Source organism: Halobellus ruber (assembly GCF_014212355.1).
GTDB lineage: Archaea > Halobacteriota > Halobacteria > Halobacteriales > Haloferacaceae > Haloquadratum > Haloquadratum rubrum.
Genome location: NZ_JACKXD010000001.1, coordinates 278,827 through 294,574 on the forward strand (window position 1 = coordinate 278,827; position 15,748 = coordinate 294,574).

The following is a 15,748-nucleotide window of genomic DNA, read 5'->3' on the forward strand; positions in this document are numbered from 1 at the left end:
GGGACGGTAGCCGACAGTATGAGACGGCCGGTGTCTCGAACGACAGCCACGTCGGGAACGGGACCGATGATTGCCGGGGGCGACTTCACAGCTGGGGTGGTTATCTCACGTCGTGCAACCGAACCGCGGCGATGCGTATATCACGATCCCGACAGGCGGTAGCCGTCGGAATGCAGACACCCCCAGCTCGTCGCGTCCCCCTCCGCCCGTCGCTCCGCATTCCATCCCCGCCCTTTTCAGTCTGGAATCCGATACGTTCGAGCGGAACCCGCGCGACAACCGTAGCGACGACCGAGTGCGACCAGTTGCGCGAACTTCGGATCGTGAAACCAATCCCACACTCGTACGTACCCCGGAAATCAACGGAGGTGTGAACTGTGAGCAAGGAATGGGAGCCGGAGAACGTGTTCGAGGTGCTCGGCAGCGAGGTTGCCCGGCAGATTCTCGCGTTGGCTAGCCTCCGACCCCTATCAGCCGCCGAACTCGCCGAACACTGTGACGTCTCGGAGCCGACGGTCTACCGACGGGTCAACGCGCTCCAGGAGTACGATATGCTGGACGAGCGGACGGAGCTCAATGATGATGGCCACCACACGAAGCAGTTCAAAACGAATCTCGACGAGGCACGATTCCGGGTTGAGCAGGGGGAGTTCGAGATCGATATCCAACTCAAGAAGGACTACACTGACAAATTCACGGACTTCTGGAACGATCTGGAGAAGGGGGCGGAAGACGTCGAAAAAAACGCGAACACTGACTCTCCTCACCGCGATGGTTCGTCTTCTAATCTCAGTGGTGGGTAGATATGGCTGAACCGCCGGAGTTCTGGAGTTTCCTCGTTGTCAACTCACTCCTGTTCATCGCCGGAGGGGCGCTGACGGCACTCAGTTATCGAGCCTTCCTTCGTATCCAGGAACACAGCCTCCGTCTCGCATCGGGAGGCTTCGCGCTCATCACGTTCGGTGGACTCCTCGACATCATCTATCAGCTCGGTATCCGCCGGGACTACCGGCTCGGCGGGCGTGAATCGCTCGCGCTTCAAACGGCCGACAGCCTACTGATCACCGCGGGACTCGTCGTGATCTTCTACGCCCTCTCCCGATACTGATACTGTCGGCTATAGTCGCGTGACGGATTTCGACACCCCGGGGTGTGGAAAATCTTCACGTAGTTATAGCCGACAGCATGACTGGACACTCTGAAAGCAGGCCGCGGCCGGGTCCCGGACTCGGTCGGCCGCGGTTCGTGGGGCCGGTCGGTCGCTGTCGGTGCATACGGTTTCGGTGGCCGGTCGCCCTCGGCTGTGCCATTCCGTCGCGGGCACGGTCCGCGGGTTGAGCTCGACGACGACCCGCCGAGACGTCCACGCTGCTGCGCTCTTCCCGACGACCCCCGCAGTTTCGCCGTCTGTAAATCTCCGTCCGCTTCATTACTGCCATCCCGTAACATCGCACGCAGACGATGAACGGACGAACCCTGGTTACCGGTCTCGTCGTGGTAACGCTCCTGGTGGGCGCGACGCCGACGGTCGCGCTCGCACAGGGGGTTTCGGAGCCACAACCGGTACTGTTGAACCAAGACACGACCCATATCGCGGACATCACTGTCGACGGACAACAGTACAGCGTCTACCGGCAGGAGAACGTCTTCCCCTGGGCCAGTGGCATCGACATCTACACCGACAGCGGGCGTGTCACCTCGGAATCGACCGCCGAAGCGGTCCTTACGGAGCTCGCCCAACGACGGACCGCTCGGGACCTCGGAACGGAGGACGTCGGTCTGCTCCGCACGACGTCGCGGAACATCAGCGCGGCCGCGTCAAACGTGTCGTCGGCGGCCACGTCGATCGACGAGACGCTCGTGTATCTGGACCGAATGCGGACGGTCAGCGAAAACGGGACGACGGTCTACAACGCGTCGGTCGAGGCTGCGCCCAAGATCGCCGAATACAACGAAACCGCACGCGAAGCGCTTCCCGAACTCCGTTCTTTCGGGAACGATTCGGCCGCGTACCGATCGAACGCGACGGCACTCGCCGACCTACTCGAACAACGGGAAAACGGGACTGACGTCGATCCACAGCGTCTCTACGCCCAATACACGGCGACACTCGAAGCGAAAGAGGACGCTTCGGACCACCTGGGGTACGGGGGTATCAACGGGCGACTCTCCGAGATAGCCCGGACGAGCGAGACCATCGCGACGAACGTGTCGTCGGTCCCCGAACGCGGAAACGAGACGGCCAGACGCTTCTCGCGGGTCCACAACGAGTCGACCGTCGCTGCAAACCGGACCGCCGCGCTCGCCCTTTCGGACTACGAACTCGATGAGATACGGGACCGGGCCGAGTCGCTCGAAGCGGAGTGGATGGAAGACTGGAACTCGCGGCAGAAGCCCGCAGCAACTGTCTACCAGTCGATCGGAGCTATGGTGGTCGGGATCGGCGCGATCAGTGGATACGTCACCTGGCGTCGACGCTGATTTCGCCTCTCAGCACCCTTCGGAACGCTGACCGACTCCGGGTGGACACCTCTCAACAGCCTGTAGGGTGCCGTCGGGACACGGGGTTGATGAACGTCGAGAGACTCCCGCTTGATCACCCCTGCGTCGTCTCGACCGCTCCGCGTGTCCGGGCGGGTCCCGTTCACCCGTGAGAGGCCGTCGATGAAACCTCTTCCGAGACCCGTATCAGTCTTCGCCGAACCCCTCCTCGAAGACGAACGTCCCGTTCCGCTGGACGACTTCGCCGTCGACTTCGATCACCGACTCGTCGCTCATATCCACGATCATATCCACGTGTTCGGCGCTCTCGTTCGTCTCGTTGTCCTCGCCGACGGTCTCCGGATAGGCCGACCCGACGGCCATATGCACCGTATCGCCCATCTTCTCGTCGAACAGCATATTGTAGGAGAACTGGTCGATCGCGCGGTTCATACCGATCCCGAGTTCCCCGAGATATCGGGCGCCCGCGTCGGTCTCGAAGATGCCGTCGAGGACGTCCGCGTTGCGGCCGGCGCTGTAGGATTCCACGCGGCCCTCCTCGAACCGGACGCGGACGTCCTCGATCTCACGGCCCTGGCGGTACAACGGCATATCGAAATGTACCTCGCCCTCGACGGACTCCTTCACGGGGGCGGTGAACACCTCGCCGCCGGGGAGGTTCTTCTCACCGTAGTCGTTGAGCGCGGAATTGCCGGCGATCCGCATCGTCACGTCCGTCCGCTCGCCCGAGCGGATCCGGACCTCGTCGGCGTCGTCGAGGATCTCGACCATCCGCGCCTGGTGTTCCCGCTGGGCGTCCCAGTCGAGCCCGACGGCGTCCCACACGAAGTTCTCGTAGGCCTCGGAACTCATCCCCGCGAGCTGGGCGTTGCCGGAGGTGGGATACTGGGTGAGACAGAACGTCCTCGACAGCCGCTCTTCGAGGACGGGCTTCATCGCGCGGCGGTAGGCGGCGTTCGTTTCGGGGTCGACGTCGGCCGTTTCGGTGGCGTTGACGTCGCCCAAGACCGCAATGTAGGCGTCCATCTCATCGTACATCGCCAGCAGGTGATCGGGCGTCTCGAAGTCGCCGTCGTGGTTCCGGAGGAACGCCCGCTTCGCGCGGGCGTTGCGCCGTAGCGAGACGGGGTGGGCGCCACGGTCGGCGCACTCCTCGTAGAGCGCGACCACGAGGTCCGAAGCCGCCGCGGGGGCGCTGATCACGACCTGCTCGCCCGCCTCGATCCCGGCGGAGTGATCGACGACGGTCCGTGCGTGTTCGCGGACGCGTGGGTCCATACCTCACCCTACGGCGTCCGAAGCAAACCCCTTTCGACGGCGCCTCCCGTGGGTCCCACCTCACGGACGCGGTACGGTTACTTCCCCAGCAACCACCCGCGCTCGTCGACCCGGCCCGTGAGGGAAGCCGGCTTTTCGACGGGAGCGGACACGAGAACGTCTCGGTGAACGCACAGAACGGCGTGTAAGCCGGGTTGAAACCCAGCGTGACGACATAGCCGTTAGCAAGCGCCGTCTCGGAATGCAGTTCGAGAACCCGCCCGCTCCGGTAGGACTCCCGGCCGGTGGTCTCGTCGCGAAACGGAACGAACGCGGGCTCGTTGCCGTCCGGCCGCTGTCCGTATCCCCGGAGTACGTGCACTCGGCAGTCGAACCCGAAGGTGGCGGTCCGGACGTACCGGATCTCGTCGCCGACGGTCGTCTCCATCGGTACCGGTTCGGGAGCGTCGTGGATGGCAACGGCCACGTCAACCTGGTAGCCGGCGCCGGGATCGAAGTAGTCCGGTCCCGAGAACGCCTCCCGGTGCTCCGGCGAGATCGGCGACTGCGGACGCATAGTCAAGAACTCGTCTTTCCCGGACCGGTTCGTCCGGGGGTCTATGAGGCATCCGTCGGGGAAGCCGCCCGGGTCGACGTCGAAATCAGCATCGGCGTCCGCGCCGGGCGTGTGTCGATCGTTCACATCGGTCTCACACTGTCGGCTATAGTCCCGTGACGGATTCCGACACCCCGGGGTGTCGAAAATCTTCACGTAGTTATAGCCAACAGTATCAGGAGCCACGCCCCGGGACCTCCGACGGCCCGCCGGACGCCGGGGCCGAAGCCGACGGCGACCTGCCAGAAGCACTCGGGCGGAGCGGATTCGACGGCTGACGCCCTTCTACGGCTTTAGTCGTGGGAGGAATCCGATCATAAGCCGTACTATAGTAGCGTTTGCAAGTCTTCGCTCACTCGATGGCACGACGGCGTGCGATCGGACGTGCAACCAGTTGCAAACGCTACCGTATTATTAAAAGGAACTCTCGGTTTCGATAAATAACCCCGCCGCCGACACCGGCGACCGAGTCCTCGTTCGCGTCCAGGAGGCGAATTTAGTCCGTTCAGCCCTCTCTGCGAGGATTCACGCCACCGACGTGAATATTTATATTGCCAGATATTTTATTGAACGACAATAATGGTCGTTGAGCCTATAACTATTAATCTCGTTGCCGCAGGCTTGGCGAAGGGGGCGGCGACGGGGGGAGAGAAAGTCAAGGAAGTATTAAAACAGCCCGAATTTTCCGACGATTTGAGCGAGTTGAGCACGGAATTTAACAAAATTCTGCGGGACGAACTCATCACGCAACTCCGGACGATACACCCGAACGTCTCCGAAGCGGATATCAGAAAAAACTGGGACGTCGTTGCCGACGAGTTGGGTGAAGTCCAGTTCGTCTTCGAGTCCGAGACCGACACCGTCCACCGGATCGCTTCCGCTGTGACCACGGGACTGACCGAGGGGGCCGGAATCTCGGGTGTCGATGTCGAAGATGTCGAACCGATCGTCGCCGACGTCTACCGACGGGTACTGACGCAGTTCAACCACCAGGTCGCCGGGACTGAACTCGCAGACGTGCTCAGCCAGGAGGCCGACCTCGAGTTGTCCCGGAGCGTCAAGGCGATGAACGAGCGGCTACAGGAGTACGAGCGACGCCTCGATAGGGTGCAACAGGCGGAACTCAAGAACCAGGGGTTCGTCCACCTGTCCGACACGTACTTTACTCGCTACCCTCCGGCACAACCCGAGAAGTGCTGGCGAACGGGGTTCGAGCTCCCGGAGGTGAACGCCGGCTACGCTGTCAGCCGCGAGGCCGGGAGTTCTGACGGCGATCGGTTCAAACTGTCGGAGAAGCTGACGGAGTCCCTGAAGGAAGGGACCGACTGCGCCTTGTTGGGCCCGTCCGGGTCCGGGAAGAGTACGGTTTGCAAGGAGGTCGCCTGCCAGTGGTACGAAGAGAGGAGGGGCGACGTGTTCTACCGGGAAAGCGACCGCTCGGCCAAGCTGAACGAGCGGGGGATCTTGGAGGAGCAGATCGTCCAAGCCGAGGGGTCCACTCTCGTCGTCGTTGAGGACGCGATCCGGGAGGAAGCCAAAAACATATTCTATCTGATAGACCGGTTCCGGAACGACGATTCGGTCGCGTTCCTCCTGGACTCGCGGGACAGCGAGTGGCACCGGCCGGACATCGAGTGGCCGACCCACCGTCTCCGCGAGATAAAGGAGAGCGATCTCGAGATACACACGTTGCCGCGTATCGACAGGCGGGAGTGTGAACGTATCATCGAGCACTTCGAGCGGACCACGGACTCGACTGTCCCCGACTCTCCTGACGAGATATACGAGGAAGTCGCATCCAGCACGGGGGTCGGTGAAATGCTTCAGCTGTCCTATCATCTGTCCTTCTACACGCTCGAACCCGAAGTCGGTGATCAAAGCGAGAAGGGGGTCACATCGCTCGCGAACACGGTGCAGAACGTAATTATGGAACAGGAGAGCTCCGACGACGATCACCTCTCGCTCAAGTTCGGCATCCTCCTCAACCTGCTGAACGCGGCGGACGTCGGGGTTCGGACCGAGCTGCTCTACGTGCTCGCCGAGGACGAGGAGGACCACCGGCGGATAAACGAGCTCCTCAAGCAGTACGAAGGGATACTGGTGTTCTCCACGGACGAGGAAGTGATAACCGACCAGACAGGTACGTTACGGACGACCCACGAGTTCTGGTCGACCTTGTACCTGCAGGAACTCCCGGAGATCATCGGCGAGCGGGACGCCAGTTGGGAGTTCTTCGGGTGTCTGAAGGCCCTTTTCGGGATCTTCGACAGCGCGGAGGAACGTCGACAGATCAGACGACGGCTCCGGCAGCGGAACATCGCGTTCTTTGAGCAGATCGATGACCGCCCGCGTGCGACCGCCGACAACATCGTCGAGAGTATATATAGACTCGGCCAACGGCAGCCCGGACTCTCACGACTGTACGGGGAGACGGGTCTCGACGGAACTGATCACCTACCCGACGTCTGTACCCCTTCGATAGCGCCCAAAAGTGCCCTCTGGAAGGGGGTTATGCACTTCCGCAGCGGCAACTTCAAACTCGCCAGCGACGAGTCCGAGGAAGCCAGCCGGCTACTGGAGGACATCGACAACATCCCGGAAGGCGAAAAGAAGCAGATCAAAGGCCGCTGTTGGAACTGCATCGGTGCGAGCGAGCGGGAGCGCGGCGAGATAGACAAGGCCCGTCGACACGTCGAGGAGAGCATCCGGATGTTCGAGGAGGTCGACGACGACTCGGGCGTCGCGTCCGCCAGGTTCCATCTCGGCCGGATCCACTGGGTCGAAAGCGACTTCGAGTGTGCTCTCGACCAACTCGAACGGGCACTGGACGTGTTCCGCGACCGGGAGGACAGCCGTAGTATCTCGACGACGCTGAACACGATCGGATTGGTCCACCGCGACCTGAGTAACTTCGACGAAGCCGAGCGCCGACTCCAAGACAGCCGCGAGAACGCGAAGGAGGCCGGTGACGAACGGAGCGAAGCACGGGCATTGAACCACCTCGGGGAGGTCGAACGCTACCAGAGTAACTACTCCGACGCCCAGAGTTACTACAAACAGGGGCGCAAAAAGGCACGCAAAGTCGGGGACATCCACTGTGAGGCGTGGCTCGTCCACAACCTGGGAACGATCAAGAAGCGCCAAGGGGAGCTTGACGAGGCGCTCGAGCGGTTCGAACAGGCCCGTACGATCAAAGAGGAGATGGGGAACAAGCGGGGTATTGCCATCTCATCCAACTACGCGGCCACAGTCCATTCCCTGAAGGGAGAGTACGACGAGGCGCTCGAGAAGGTAGACCGGGGCATCGAGATTCTCACCGAGATCGAAGACGACAGGCGACTCGGCGAACTGGTTCGGACGAAGGGCGTCGTCGCCAAGAACCGCGGGAATCTCGACCTTGCCGAGCAGAAGATCTCCGAGAGCCTGTCAATCTTCGAGGATCTGGACGAGCGGAAGTGGCGGGCCGACTCGTTGATCGAACTCGGAAGCGTCCTCGTCAAGCGGCTGGAACTCGATACTGCGGAGGAACTGTTCCGCGAGGCCCACGAGATCAAACAGGAGATCAGCGACGAAGCGGGTACGTCGAGAGCGCTGGGCGGATTAGGATTGGTCTCCGAGTACCGTGGTGATTACGACGAAGCGGTCCGCCGCTACACCGAGAGCGGAGCCATCGCTCAGGAGGTCAACGACGTCGAGAGCAGGGCGTACGTCCTGAGTCGGTTGGGGTCGGTAGCCAGACGGCGGGGACAGTACGAGGTCTCGAGAGCCTGTCTGGAGGAGAGCAAACGTCTCTTCTCGGAGATGGGGAACACCCGGCGCAAAGCGCGGGTGAACAGACTCCTCGGTGATACCGCGCTGGCCACCGGACGGTACGATCGAGCGGAAGAGCAGTATCTCCGTGCACTCGATACTTTCGAGGACATCGGCGACCGGTACGGTCGTGCACGGTGTCACTTCGGACGCGGCAAACTCGCACTGAAACGCGAGGAACCCGACTCGGCGAGGGATCTCTTCCGGAAGTCGATGACTCACTTCGAGAGCGCGGGCGCGACGACGAGAGGTCGGCGTCTACTGCAGGGTCTCGACGACGACCTGGAGGACGTACGGGAGCTTTAGACGGACACACTGTGAACCGCCCGGGGGTCGTTTCGAGGCGTCCCGGGACAGAACGGATCGGCGCATCATCGAACCAGATCTCGTCGATGTCCGCGGTCAAACCTGATAATCGTACGCGAACTGGTTGAAATTCTCGTAGCCGTCCTCGGTTACAACGATCATATCCTCGATTCGGACGCCGCCGTAGTCGTCGTCGTACAGTCCAGGCTCGACCGTCAGCACGTATCCCTCCTCAAGCTCGCCCGCCCCCTGCACGAGCCGTGGCGGTTCGTGTAAGTCGAGGCCGATCGCGTGGCCTGTAGAGTGCAGCAGTCCCCTGTCGACGTCACCGTCCCGGATCGTGGGGTAGCCGGCGGATTCGAACACGTCACAAACCGTGTCGTGTACCGACTGACCGGTCACACCTGCACCCTCCGACAGCACGTTGAGCGCCGCGTCCATCGCCTCGCGGGTCGTTTCGTACATCTCCTGGAACTCCTCGGGCGGTGTTCCTTTCACGAACGTCCGACTCATATCGCCCCAGTATCCCGATTCGTGCTGCGGGAAGATGTCGAGCAGAATCGGCTCGTCCGGACGCAGTATCCCGGACCCACGATCGTGGGGGTCGGCGCTCCGTGTCCCACACGCAACGATCGCTTCGTCCAACGCACACTGTCTGTCCATCAGGAACTCACGGATGTGATTACGCAGTCGTTCGGAGGTGAGCCGTTCGTCGCCGTAGAACAACTCCCCGTCGACGACTGAACTCTCCCGGATGATCTCCTGTGCCCGTTCCATCGACCTCTCGGTGGCCCGCTGAGCATCCCGGAGGTGTGCGAGTTCCGACTCGGACTTCCGTTTCCGTGCCTCCATCACGACATCATCGACCGTGCGGACGGAGAACCCCTCGTCCTCCAGCCTCTCGGCGAGGTATAGGTCGAAGTCCCTGGGGACTCCGATCCGTTCGATCTCGTATTCGCCGACGAAATCCGCGATGATAGACGCCTCCGCCTCGATATCGTCTCTGACGTCGCCGCTGACGAACTCCGCGGTCGACCGGACCTCGTCCGCGGTCGATTGGTTCTCCGCTTTGGCCTTCTCGACCGGAGCGACCAGCAGGATGGACCGGTTCTCGTACCGCAGGTAGGTGAACGGATCAGAAGCCTGGAATCCAGTGAGGTACTTGTGGTTCGTGTCCGAGCCTTCCTTGTATTGGACAAAAGCGTTGAGTTCTTCTGTAGTGAGAATCCGATCAAGACGGTCCTCAACGGACATTTCGCCCATACCCCTTTGTCGTGAGATGGTAACTTAATTGTACTGATACCATCGTCCGCTGTATACGTCAGGATGATTCTCCCCACTCGTCCCAGCCCCCGGAGGCACGCGCTCGCCCGCCTCGATTCCGGCGGAGTGATCGACGACGGTCCGTGCGTGTTCGCGGACGCGTGGGTCCATACCTCACCCTACGGCGTCCGACGCAAACCCCTTTCGACGGGTCGACGTCGCCCCCGCGGGCCGTCCCGGCTGAGCGGCGAGGGCGGACGACCCGGGCGACGCCCGGACCGCCGCCCCGGCTCGGGGGTCGCGACCGACGGTTCGGGCCCGCCTCCCCGGCCGCTCTCTACCCGCCGTCCGGTGGGTCGCCCCGTCCCGCTTCCAACCCCCGGCTGATCGTGTCGATGATCAGTTGGGTCTCCGACTGCGAGAGACCGGCCGTGATGTCCCCGAGTTCGGCGCTCCGCTCCGAAACGTCCGACGTGAGCGCCTCGAACTCCTCGCTCGACGCGAGCGCCGAGGCGTCCTTCTCGCCCTCGAGCGAGGCCTGTTTGACGTTCTGCCGGATGTACTCGCGCGTCTCGCGTTCGATCGCCCCGAGCGCCTCGAGCCGCCCCACCGCGTCGTGGAGGTCGTGTATGTCGACCGGCTTGAGCAGGTAGTCGTCGAACCCCATCTCGATGATGTCCCAGTCGGGTTTGACGGCAGTGAGCATCGCGACCGGACAGTCGTACCCCCGGTCACGGAGTCGCGCGAGAACCTCACCCCCGGACGGCCCCGGCATCTTGCGGTCGAGAAACACCGCGTCCACCGACTCGTCGACGACGTCGAGCGCTTCGTTGCCCGAGTACGCCGTCACGACCTCGTAGTCGGTCCCCAGTATCTCGGCGTACTGGTCCGCGAGCCGCGTCTCGTCCTCGACGAGTAGTACGGTTTCGATGTTGTATGGCATATGTCGTTAGTCCCCGTCGGAGCTGGAGTCTGTCCACTCGTCTTTCCGTTTGTTGCCCTCTATCATATCACTTGTTATACTCGATATGTTGCTGATGACGTCGTCCTTCGTCAGCACCCCCTCGACGGTCATTCCGTTGACGACGGGTAGACAGTTCAGATTCGCCCGCTGGAGCTTTCCGACGGCGATCAGGACCGTCTCGTTCGGCCCGACTCTGGACTCGAGCCCCCGGGAGAAGCCGGATATCGGGATCTCGCTCACCGGCGCGTCGGTCTTGTAACACGCCATCAGCGCCTTCCGCCGCGTCACCATCGCTGCCGGCTCCCCGTCTTCGACCACGAACACGTGGTCGACGCCGTTGCCGAGCATCAGCCTGACCGCCTCGTCGAGCGTCCGGTTCCGGGGAACCGTCTCGACGTCCTCCGTCATAACGTGTTTGACGAGCATCAGTTGTTCGTGTGTGGTTGATCGGCGGGCTGTGCGGCCGGTAACACCAGCTTCGCGACGGTCCCGCGGGGCTCGTTCTCCGCGAACCCGAGGCGCCCACCGGAGACCGTCAGGACCCAGTGCACCGCCCAGAGCCCGAACCCGCTCAGGTGGTCCAGTTGTCTCTCACGCTCGGCGCTCAGGACCTCGATCGTCTCCTCGGGGATCCCGGGTCCGTTGTCCTCGATACGGAGTTCGACCTCGTCGTCCGCCTGCCGTCGAACCAGTGCGACCCTGATCTCCGGCGTGTCCGCGTCGTTGTGCTCTACCGCGTTCGTGAGCACGTTCCTGACCGCCCGTTCGATCAGGCTATTGGTCACGACACGGGCGGTCTCGGGCAGGTCGTCCGACACTTCGAGGGCCGTCCGTTCGGCGCGCAGTACCTCCAGTTGCTCCCGCACGACCTCACAGATGTCGACGACTTCCTCGTCCACCTCCCCGGCTTCGAACGTCCGCTTGAACTGTTTGACCTCCTGTATCAGCGACAGCGTCTCGTTCACGGTCTGTTCGGCGGCGTCGAGCTGCTCCTCGGCGGCGTCGAGCTGCTCCCCGGCCGCGTCGTTCGTCCCCTCCCGTCTGGCTAGTTGGATCGAGAGGAGGATCGTGTTCAGGTTGTTCCTGAGGTCGTGTCTCATGATCCGTTGCAGCACCGAGAGCTGCTGTTTCTGCCTTTTTCTCTCCGTGATGTCGCCGGCGACGCCGACGAACCGCTCAATCCGCCCATCGTTGTAGACGGGCCTCAGCGTCTGATCGACCGTCCGACGCTCCCCGTCGTTCCGGCACATCGTGAACTCCGCCCGCCAGGTCTCACCGCGGACGAGCGTGTTCACTATGTCGTCGACCGACACCTCGGATTCCGCTCTACTCGCCAGCGGGAACGTCTGCTCGTCGACGAGGTCGGCGGCGTCGTATTTCGTCTGCGCCTCGAGGGCTGGGTTGACGTACTCGACGGTACCATCCCTGTCCATCCAGTAGATCATACGGCCGGCGTGCTCGACCGCCTCCCGGAACGTTCTGAGCCGACGTTCACGCTCCTTTCGCTTCGAGATGTCACGCCCGATCCCGACGAGGCCGGTCAGCCTCCCGTCCTCGTCCTCCAGCCGCGCCCCGGTGAACTCGTGCGGGATACGCTCGCCGTCGGCGGTAAGCAGGTCCGCCTCGACGGTGTCGCCGTCGGCAACGAGCACGTCTTCCTTGAAAGGGAGCTCTTCGCCCTCGAACGTTGCCTGGATGGCGTCGGCGATTCGCTCCCGCTCTTCCTCGGGGAAGACCTCGACCGCGTCCATTCCCTCCAGTTCCGGCTCGCTGTAGCCGGTTACCCTGGCAAACTGCTCGTTCCACCGGCACAGGCTGCCATCGGCATCGATGACGTAGAACAGGTCGTCCAGCGCGTCGAGGGCCTGATCGATGAACTGCCGTTCCTCGACGAGCTCCCGCTGGTTCCGCTTCAGCTTCGTCACGTCGTGCATCCGCAACAGGTGTCCTCTGATCGCTCCGCCACCACGGTCGAGCGGGAGCGTCTCCACCTCGTAGTGCCGCTCCCCGTTCCGATCCGTCCGGCGTATCTCCGTCCGCTGGGTCGATCCGTCGCGTAGGTCCACGGCCGCCGCAATGTCCGGAAACGCCGTCTCGATGCGAGAGCCGACGACGTCGGTCGTCGCGTCCGCCAGTGACTCCGCTGCTGGGTTGATATCAACGACTCGCGCGCGCTTGTCGACCACGATGACGGGGCTGGTCATCCGCCCGATCAACTCATCGCGCGCGATCTCACGGGCCAGCGGCAGCGTCTGGAGAAACTGGTCGCGGAAGGCCGCGGCGATCAGCACAGTCCCGCTCAGCGCGAACGCCGCCGGTGTCAGGTCTACCGTACCCGTGACCCCGACAAGGTACAGAACGTTCACGCCGAGCGGAACGGCGGCGGCCACTGCCAGCACAACTGCCTCTGACCGGTACGCCCTGTCGGACCGGAGTGCTAGTATACCGATGAACCCGGTTCCGAGTCCTACCAGGGCGTAGGACTGTACCGTGTGCGCCCAGAACAGCACACCGGGGGTTGTCTGTATGACTGCGAGCTGCCCCCGTGACACGACATCGACCGACGACCACAGTAACCCGTGGTGTTGGTTCGTGAACCCAGCCACCGCCGTCAGGGCAGGGATGACCCCTAAGGCAGCGAGCTCTCGTCCCGTCGGGACCCGCAGTCTGCCGGTGTACTGCACAGCGAACACGAACCACGCGATCGAAACAAGCCCAACCGCGGGATACGTTAGACTGTACACGAGACGTTTCACCACAGGGACAGTCGTACCGAGCCCGACCACGTAGGTCAAACACCACCAGGTGACCCCGAACAGCAGCACGATCAGCGACCGGGCGTACCGATACTCACGGTGTCGCCAGGCTATGATACTCAGAAGCGTCGACGCAACCGCGCCGACGAGTATCGGGATGTGAAACACGGAGAACTGCCACGGCCCCATCGTGAGGTCACCCTTCGGACCTACTAGTCACTGAATCTACTAATACCGTTTGGACGAAAAACAAGGTTTGATAACTGGAGTGTGGTCGTAGAGCGGCTTCGTCTCAAATATGAGGGGCGCGCTGAGACGAGACGTATGCGAGATGTATCCCTACTCCCCTGGCGACCAGTCGCGTTCGCCGGCCCGGACCGCCACGTCGAGCCAGTTCTCCTCGGGCGGGAGCGGACACGAGAACGTCTCGCTGAACGCACAGAACGGCGAGTACGCCAGGTTGAAATCCAGCGTGACCACGTCGCCGTCGGCGAGGTCGTCCTCGGGGTGGAGTTCGAGATACCGGCCCCCACGGTAGGACTCCTGGCCGGTGGTCTTGTCGCGGAACGGCACGAACACGGCCTCCTCGTCGTCGTCGGGGCGCTGCTTGTAGCCGTGGAGTTCGAGGTCCTCCCCGCCGAGCTCGAAGGCGAAGGTCACGATCCGGACGTACCGGACCTCGTTGCCGGCGGTCGTCTCCATCGGCACCGGCTCGGGGTCGTCGTGGACGGCAACCGACGCCGCCACCCGGTAGTCGGGGTCGGGATCGAAGTACTCGAGCCCCGAGAACGCCTCCCGGTGCTCCGGCGGGATCGGCGACTGCGGATGCTCGGCGAGGAAGTCGTCTTTCTCCTCGCGGTTCGCCCGGAGGTCGGCGACGTAGCCGTCGGCCGGGTCGTCCTGCGTGTCTACCATACCTCCCGTTCACTGTCCGTACCGTAACGTCTAACGGTCCGACGACGGGCCTCGGATCCGATCGATCCGTCGGGTCGAGACGACGCCTTGCGACGGCTTACGTGTCGGCCTCCGCGCCGTAGCCGTGGCCGACCAGGAGCGCAACGGCGTTCGCCGCCAGCAGCGCGGCGAAGGCGGCCGGCTGGCCCCCTTCGAGGCCCCCGACGAGCAACGGGAGGTAGAGGAACGGCAGCGCAACCGCGACCCAGAAGGCCACGAACCGGAGCGGGGCCGCGAGGTGCGCGAGCGGCTGCGAGAGCTCCGCGGGCGGCGATCGGATGAGCTCGCGAACCCGACGTGCGCGGTCGGAGTCGAACGGAGGGCTGAAACTCGACATCTACCCCGACATACAGTCCGGGGGATCATATAGCCGCCAGAGCGTTGTCGTGGTTTCACCCGAATTTAGACAGTTTTCGCGACGTTTTATGCTCTCCCGAACCGGTAAAGAGCGTTTGTCGTCCGGAACCGCAGCCCCGATCGCGGAGTAAAGGGCGTTTGTCGTCCGGAACCGCAGCCCCGTGATCGCACCCGGGGTCTACTGCGCCGAGCGCGGACGCGACCCCAGTACGACTACACTTCGCCGGAGTCGTCGCCACGAGCCGGACAGCCCTGTGTGACACTCACAGGCGTGCTATCGCCCGTCTCCCGCGGCTTTTAGTGCGCGGACGATAACCCCCGCCTATGACTGACGACGACCTCCCGCCACGGTCGGTCGACAGTAACCTGTTCATCACCGTCTCGGGGCCGCCGGGGTGCGGCGCCACCACGGTGTGTGAGGGGTTGTCGACGGCGCTCGACTGCGGCTACGTCTCCGGCGGCGACATCTTCCGGGAGCTGGCCGACGACCGGGACATGTCGCTGTCGCAACTCATCGCGAAGACCGACGAGACCGACGAGATCGACCGTGCTTTGGACCAGCGGCTCCGGACGATCGCCGAGAAGTGGGGTGCGTCGAACAAACCGTTCGTGCTCGAATCCCGGCTCGCGGGATGGCTCGCGGGCAACCGCGCGGACCTGCGGATCTGGCTCGACGCCCCCGACGAGGTGCGCGTCGAGCGGACGGCGGGCAGAGAGGAGATGGAAGCCGAGATGCGCGTCCGGGAGGTCAGCGAGGCCGGCCGGTACCGGTCGTACTACGGCATCGACATCAACGACCGCTCCTTCTACGATCTGGCGATCAACACCGCCCGGTGGAGCCCCGGAGCGACCCTGGAGATGATCCTCACGGCGATCGAGGAGTACGACCCGGACGTCGACGAGGGCGCGTTCCCGACCGAGGACGTCGACCTGTAGCGGGGGCCGCTGGCACCCGAGCGGCCG

13 protein-coding genes and 1 pseudogene are annotated in these 15,748 nt (G+C 63.2%); 5 read left to right on the plus strand and 9 right to left on the minus strand.

What is annotated here, in order from left to right:
* The first annotated feature begins 377 nt into the window (after positions 1 to 377).
* The 3 genes from H5V44_RS01480 (at position 378) to H5V44_RS01490 (ending at position 2,481) form a co-directional block, all read left to right on the plus strand.
* Positions 378 to 803 carry a helix-turn-helix domain-containing protein gene (locus H5V44_RS01480; protein ID WP_185191364.1) on the plus strand — a complete coding sequence of 142 codons (426 nt, stop codon included), beginning with the start codon at positions 378 to 380 and terminating at the stop codon, positions 801 to 803.
* Positions 804 to 805: 2 nt separating this feature from the next.
* Entirely contained in the window at positions 806 to 1,108 is a 303-nt protein-coding gene (locus tag H5V44_RS01485; protein WP_185191365.1) for a DUF7521 family protein, read from the plus strand.
* Positions 1,109 to 1,461: 353 nt separating this feature from the next.
* On the plus strand, positions 1,462 to 2,481 hold the full coding sequence (locus H5V44_RS01490) for a hypothetical protein (protein WP_185191366.1): 1,020 nt from the start codon (positions 1,462 to 1,464) through the stop codon (positions 2,479 to 2,481).
* 207 nt (positions 2,482 to 2,688) lie between these two features.
* Here H5V44_RS01490 and H5V44_RS01495 read toward each other — a convergent pair whose 3' ends face one another.
* Together H5V44_RS01495 and H5V44_RS01500 are read right to left on the minus strand one after the other, a co-directional pair.
* On the minus strand, positions 2,689 to 3,780 hold the full coding sequence (locus H5V44_RS01495) for an aminopeptidase (RefSeq protein WP_185191367.1): 1,092 nt from the start codon (positions 3,778 to 3,780) through the stop codon (positions 2,689 to 2,691).
* Between the two features lie 145 nt (positions 3,781 to 3,925).
* Positions 3,926 to 4,336 (minus strand): annotated as a pseudogene (locus H5V44_RS01500) (DUF1684 domain-containing protein); the annotation flags it as partial.
* Positions 4,337 to 5,068: 732 nt separating this feature from the next.
* Here H5V44_RS01500 and H5V44_RS01505 point away from each other — a divergent pair.
* Complete coding sequence (locus H5V44_RS01505) at positions 5,069 to 8,491, plus strand: tetratricopeptide repeat protein (protein WP_185191368.1); 3,423 nt, start codon at positions 5,069 to 5,071, stop codon at positions 8,489 to 8,491.
* Positions 8,492 to 8,587: 96 nt separating this feature from the next.
* On the opposite strand, the gene H5V44_RS01510 is transcribed toward H5V44_RS01505, so the two are convergent.
* The 7 genes from H5V44_RS01510 to H5V44_RS01540 all read right to left on the minus strand — a co-directional run bounded on the left by H5V44_RS01510 (position 8,588) and on the right by H5V44_RS01540 (position 14,765).
* Positions 8,588 to 9,754 carry a M24 family metallopeptidase gene (locus H5V44_RS01510; protein WP_185191369.1) on the minus strand — a complete coding sequence of 389 codons (1,167 nt, stop codon included), beginning with the start codon at positions 9,752 to 9,754 and terminating at the stop codon, positions 8,588 to 8,590.
* Positions 9,755 to 9,778: 24 nt separating this feature from the next.
* Positions 9,779 to 9,925 carry a hypothetical protein gene (locus H5V44_RS01515; RefSeq protein ID WP_185191370.1) on the minus strand — a complete coding sequence of 49 codons (147 nt, stop codon included), beginning with the start codon at positions 9,923 to 9,925 and terminating at the stop codon, positions 9,779 to 9,781.
* Between the two features lie 166 nt (positions 9,926 to 10,091).
* Positions 10,092 to 10,697: a response regulator gene (locus H5V44_RS01520; protein ID WP_185191371.1), complete on the minus strand. Its 606-nt coding sequence runs from the start codon at positions 10,695 to 10,697 to the stop codon at positions 10,092 to 10,094.
* Between the two features lie 6 nt (positions 10,698 to 10,703).
* Complete coding sequence (locus H5V44_RS01525) at positions 10,704 to 11,126, minus strand: CBS domain-containing protein (RefSeq protein WP_185191372.1); 423 nt, start codon at positions 11,124 to 11,126, stop codon at positions 10,704 to 10,706.
* Positions 11,127 to 11,143: 17 nt separating this feature from the next.
* Positions 11,144 to 13,663 (minus strand): histidine kinase N-terminal 7TM domain-containing protein, encoded by a 2,520-nt coding sequence (locus H5V44_RS01530; protein ID WP_185191373.1) that lies wholly within the window; start codon positions 13,661 to 13,663, stop codon positions 11,144 to 11,146.
* Positions 13,664 to 13,813: 150 nt separating this feature from the next.
* On the minus strand, positions 13,814 to 14,389 hold the full coding sequence (locus H5V44_RS01535; protein WP_185191374.1) for a DUF1684 domain-containing protein: 576 nt from the start codon (positions 14,387 to 14,389) through the stop codon (positions 13,814 to 13,816).
* A 97-nt stretch (positions 14,390 to 14,486) separates the two neighbouring features.
* On the minus strand, positions 14,487 to 14,765 hold the full coding sequence (locus tag H5V44_RS01540; RefSeq protein WP_185191375.1) for a hypothetical protein: 279 nt from the start codon (positions 14,763 to 14,765) through the stop codon (positions 14,487 to 14,489).
* Between the two features lie 344 nt (positions 14,766 to 15,109).
* Between H5V44_RS01540 and cmk the strand changes: the two genes are divergently transcribed.
* Positions 15,110 to 15,721 carry a (d)CMP kinase gene (gene cmk, locus H5V44_RS01545; RefSeq protein WP_185191376.1) on the plus strand — a complete coding sequence of 204 codons (612 nt, stop codon included), beginning with the start codon at positions 15,110 to 15,112 and terminating at the stop codon, positions 15,719 to 15,721.
* Positions 15,722 to 15,748: the final 27 nt, after the last annotated feature.

Coding starts and splice junctions, on each gene's coding strand:
- H5V44_RS01485 (WP_185191365.1), top strand. CDS start 806: ATGGCTGAACCGCCGGAGTTCTGGAGTTTCCTCGTTGTCAACTCACTC.
- H5V44_RS01490 (WP_185191366.1), top strand. CDS start 1,462: ATGAACGGACGAACCCTGGTTACCGGTCTCGTCGTGGTAACGCTCCTG.
- H5V44_RS01495 (WP_185191367.1), bottom strand. CDS start 3,780: ATGGACCCACGCGTCCGCGAACACGCACGGACCGTCGTCGATCACTCC.
- H5V44_RS01510 (WP_185191369.1), bottom strand. CDS start 9,754: ATGGGCGAAATGTCCGTTGAGGACCGTCTTGATCGGATTCTCACTACA.
- H5V44_RS01515 (WP_185191370.1), bottom strand. CDS start 9,925: ATGGACCCACGCGTCCGCGAACACGCACGGACCGTCGTCGATCACTCC.
- H5V44_RS01520 (WP_185191371.1), bottom strand. CDS start 10,697: ATGCCATACAACATCGAAACCGTACTACTCGTCGAGGACGAGACGCGG.
- H5V44_RS01525 (WP_185191372.1), bottom strand. CDS start 11,126: ATGACGGAGGACGTCGAGACGGTTCCCCGGAACCGGACGCTCGACGAG.
- H5V44_RS01530 (WP_185191373.1), bottom strand. CDS start 13,663: ATGGGGCCGTGGCAGTTCTCCGTGTTTCACATCCCGATACTCGTCGGC.
- H5V44_RS01535 (WP_185191374.1), bottom strand. CDS start 14,389: ATGGTAGACACGCAGGACGACCCGGCCGACGGCTACGTCGCCGACCTC.
- H5V44_RS01540 (WP_185191375.1), bottom strand. CDS start 14,765: ATGTCGAGTTTCAGCCCTCCGTTCGACTCCGACCGCGCACGTCGGGTT.
- cmk (WP_185191376.1), top strand. CDS start 15,110: ATGACTGACGACGACCTCCCGCCACGGTCGGTCGACAGTAACCTGTTC.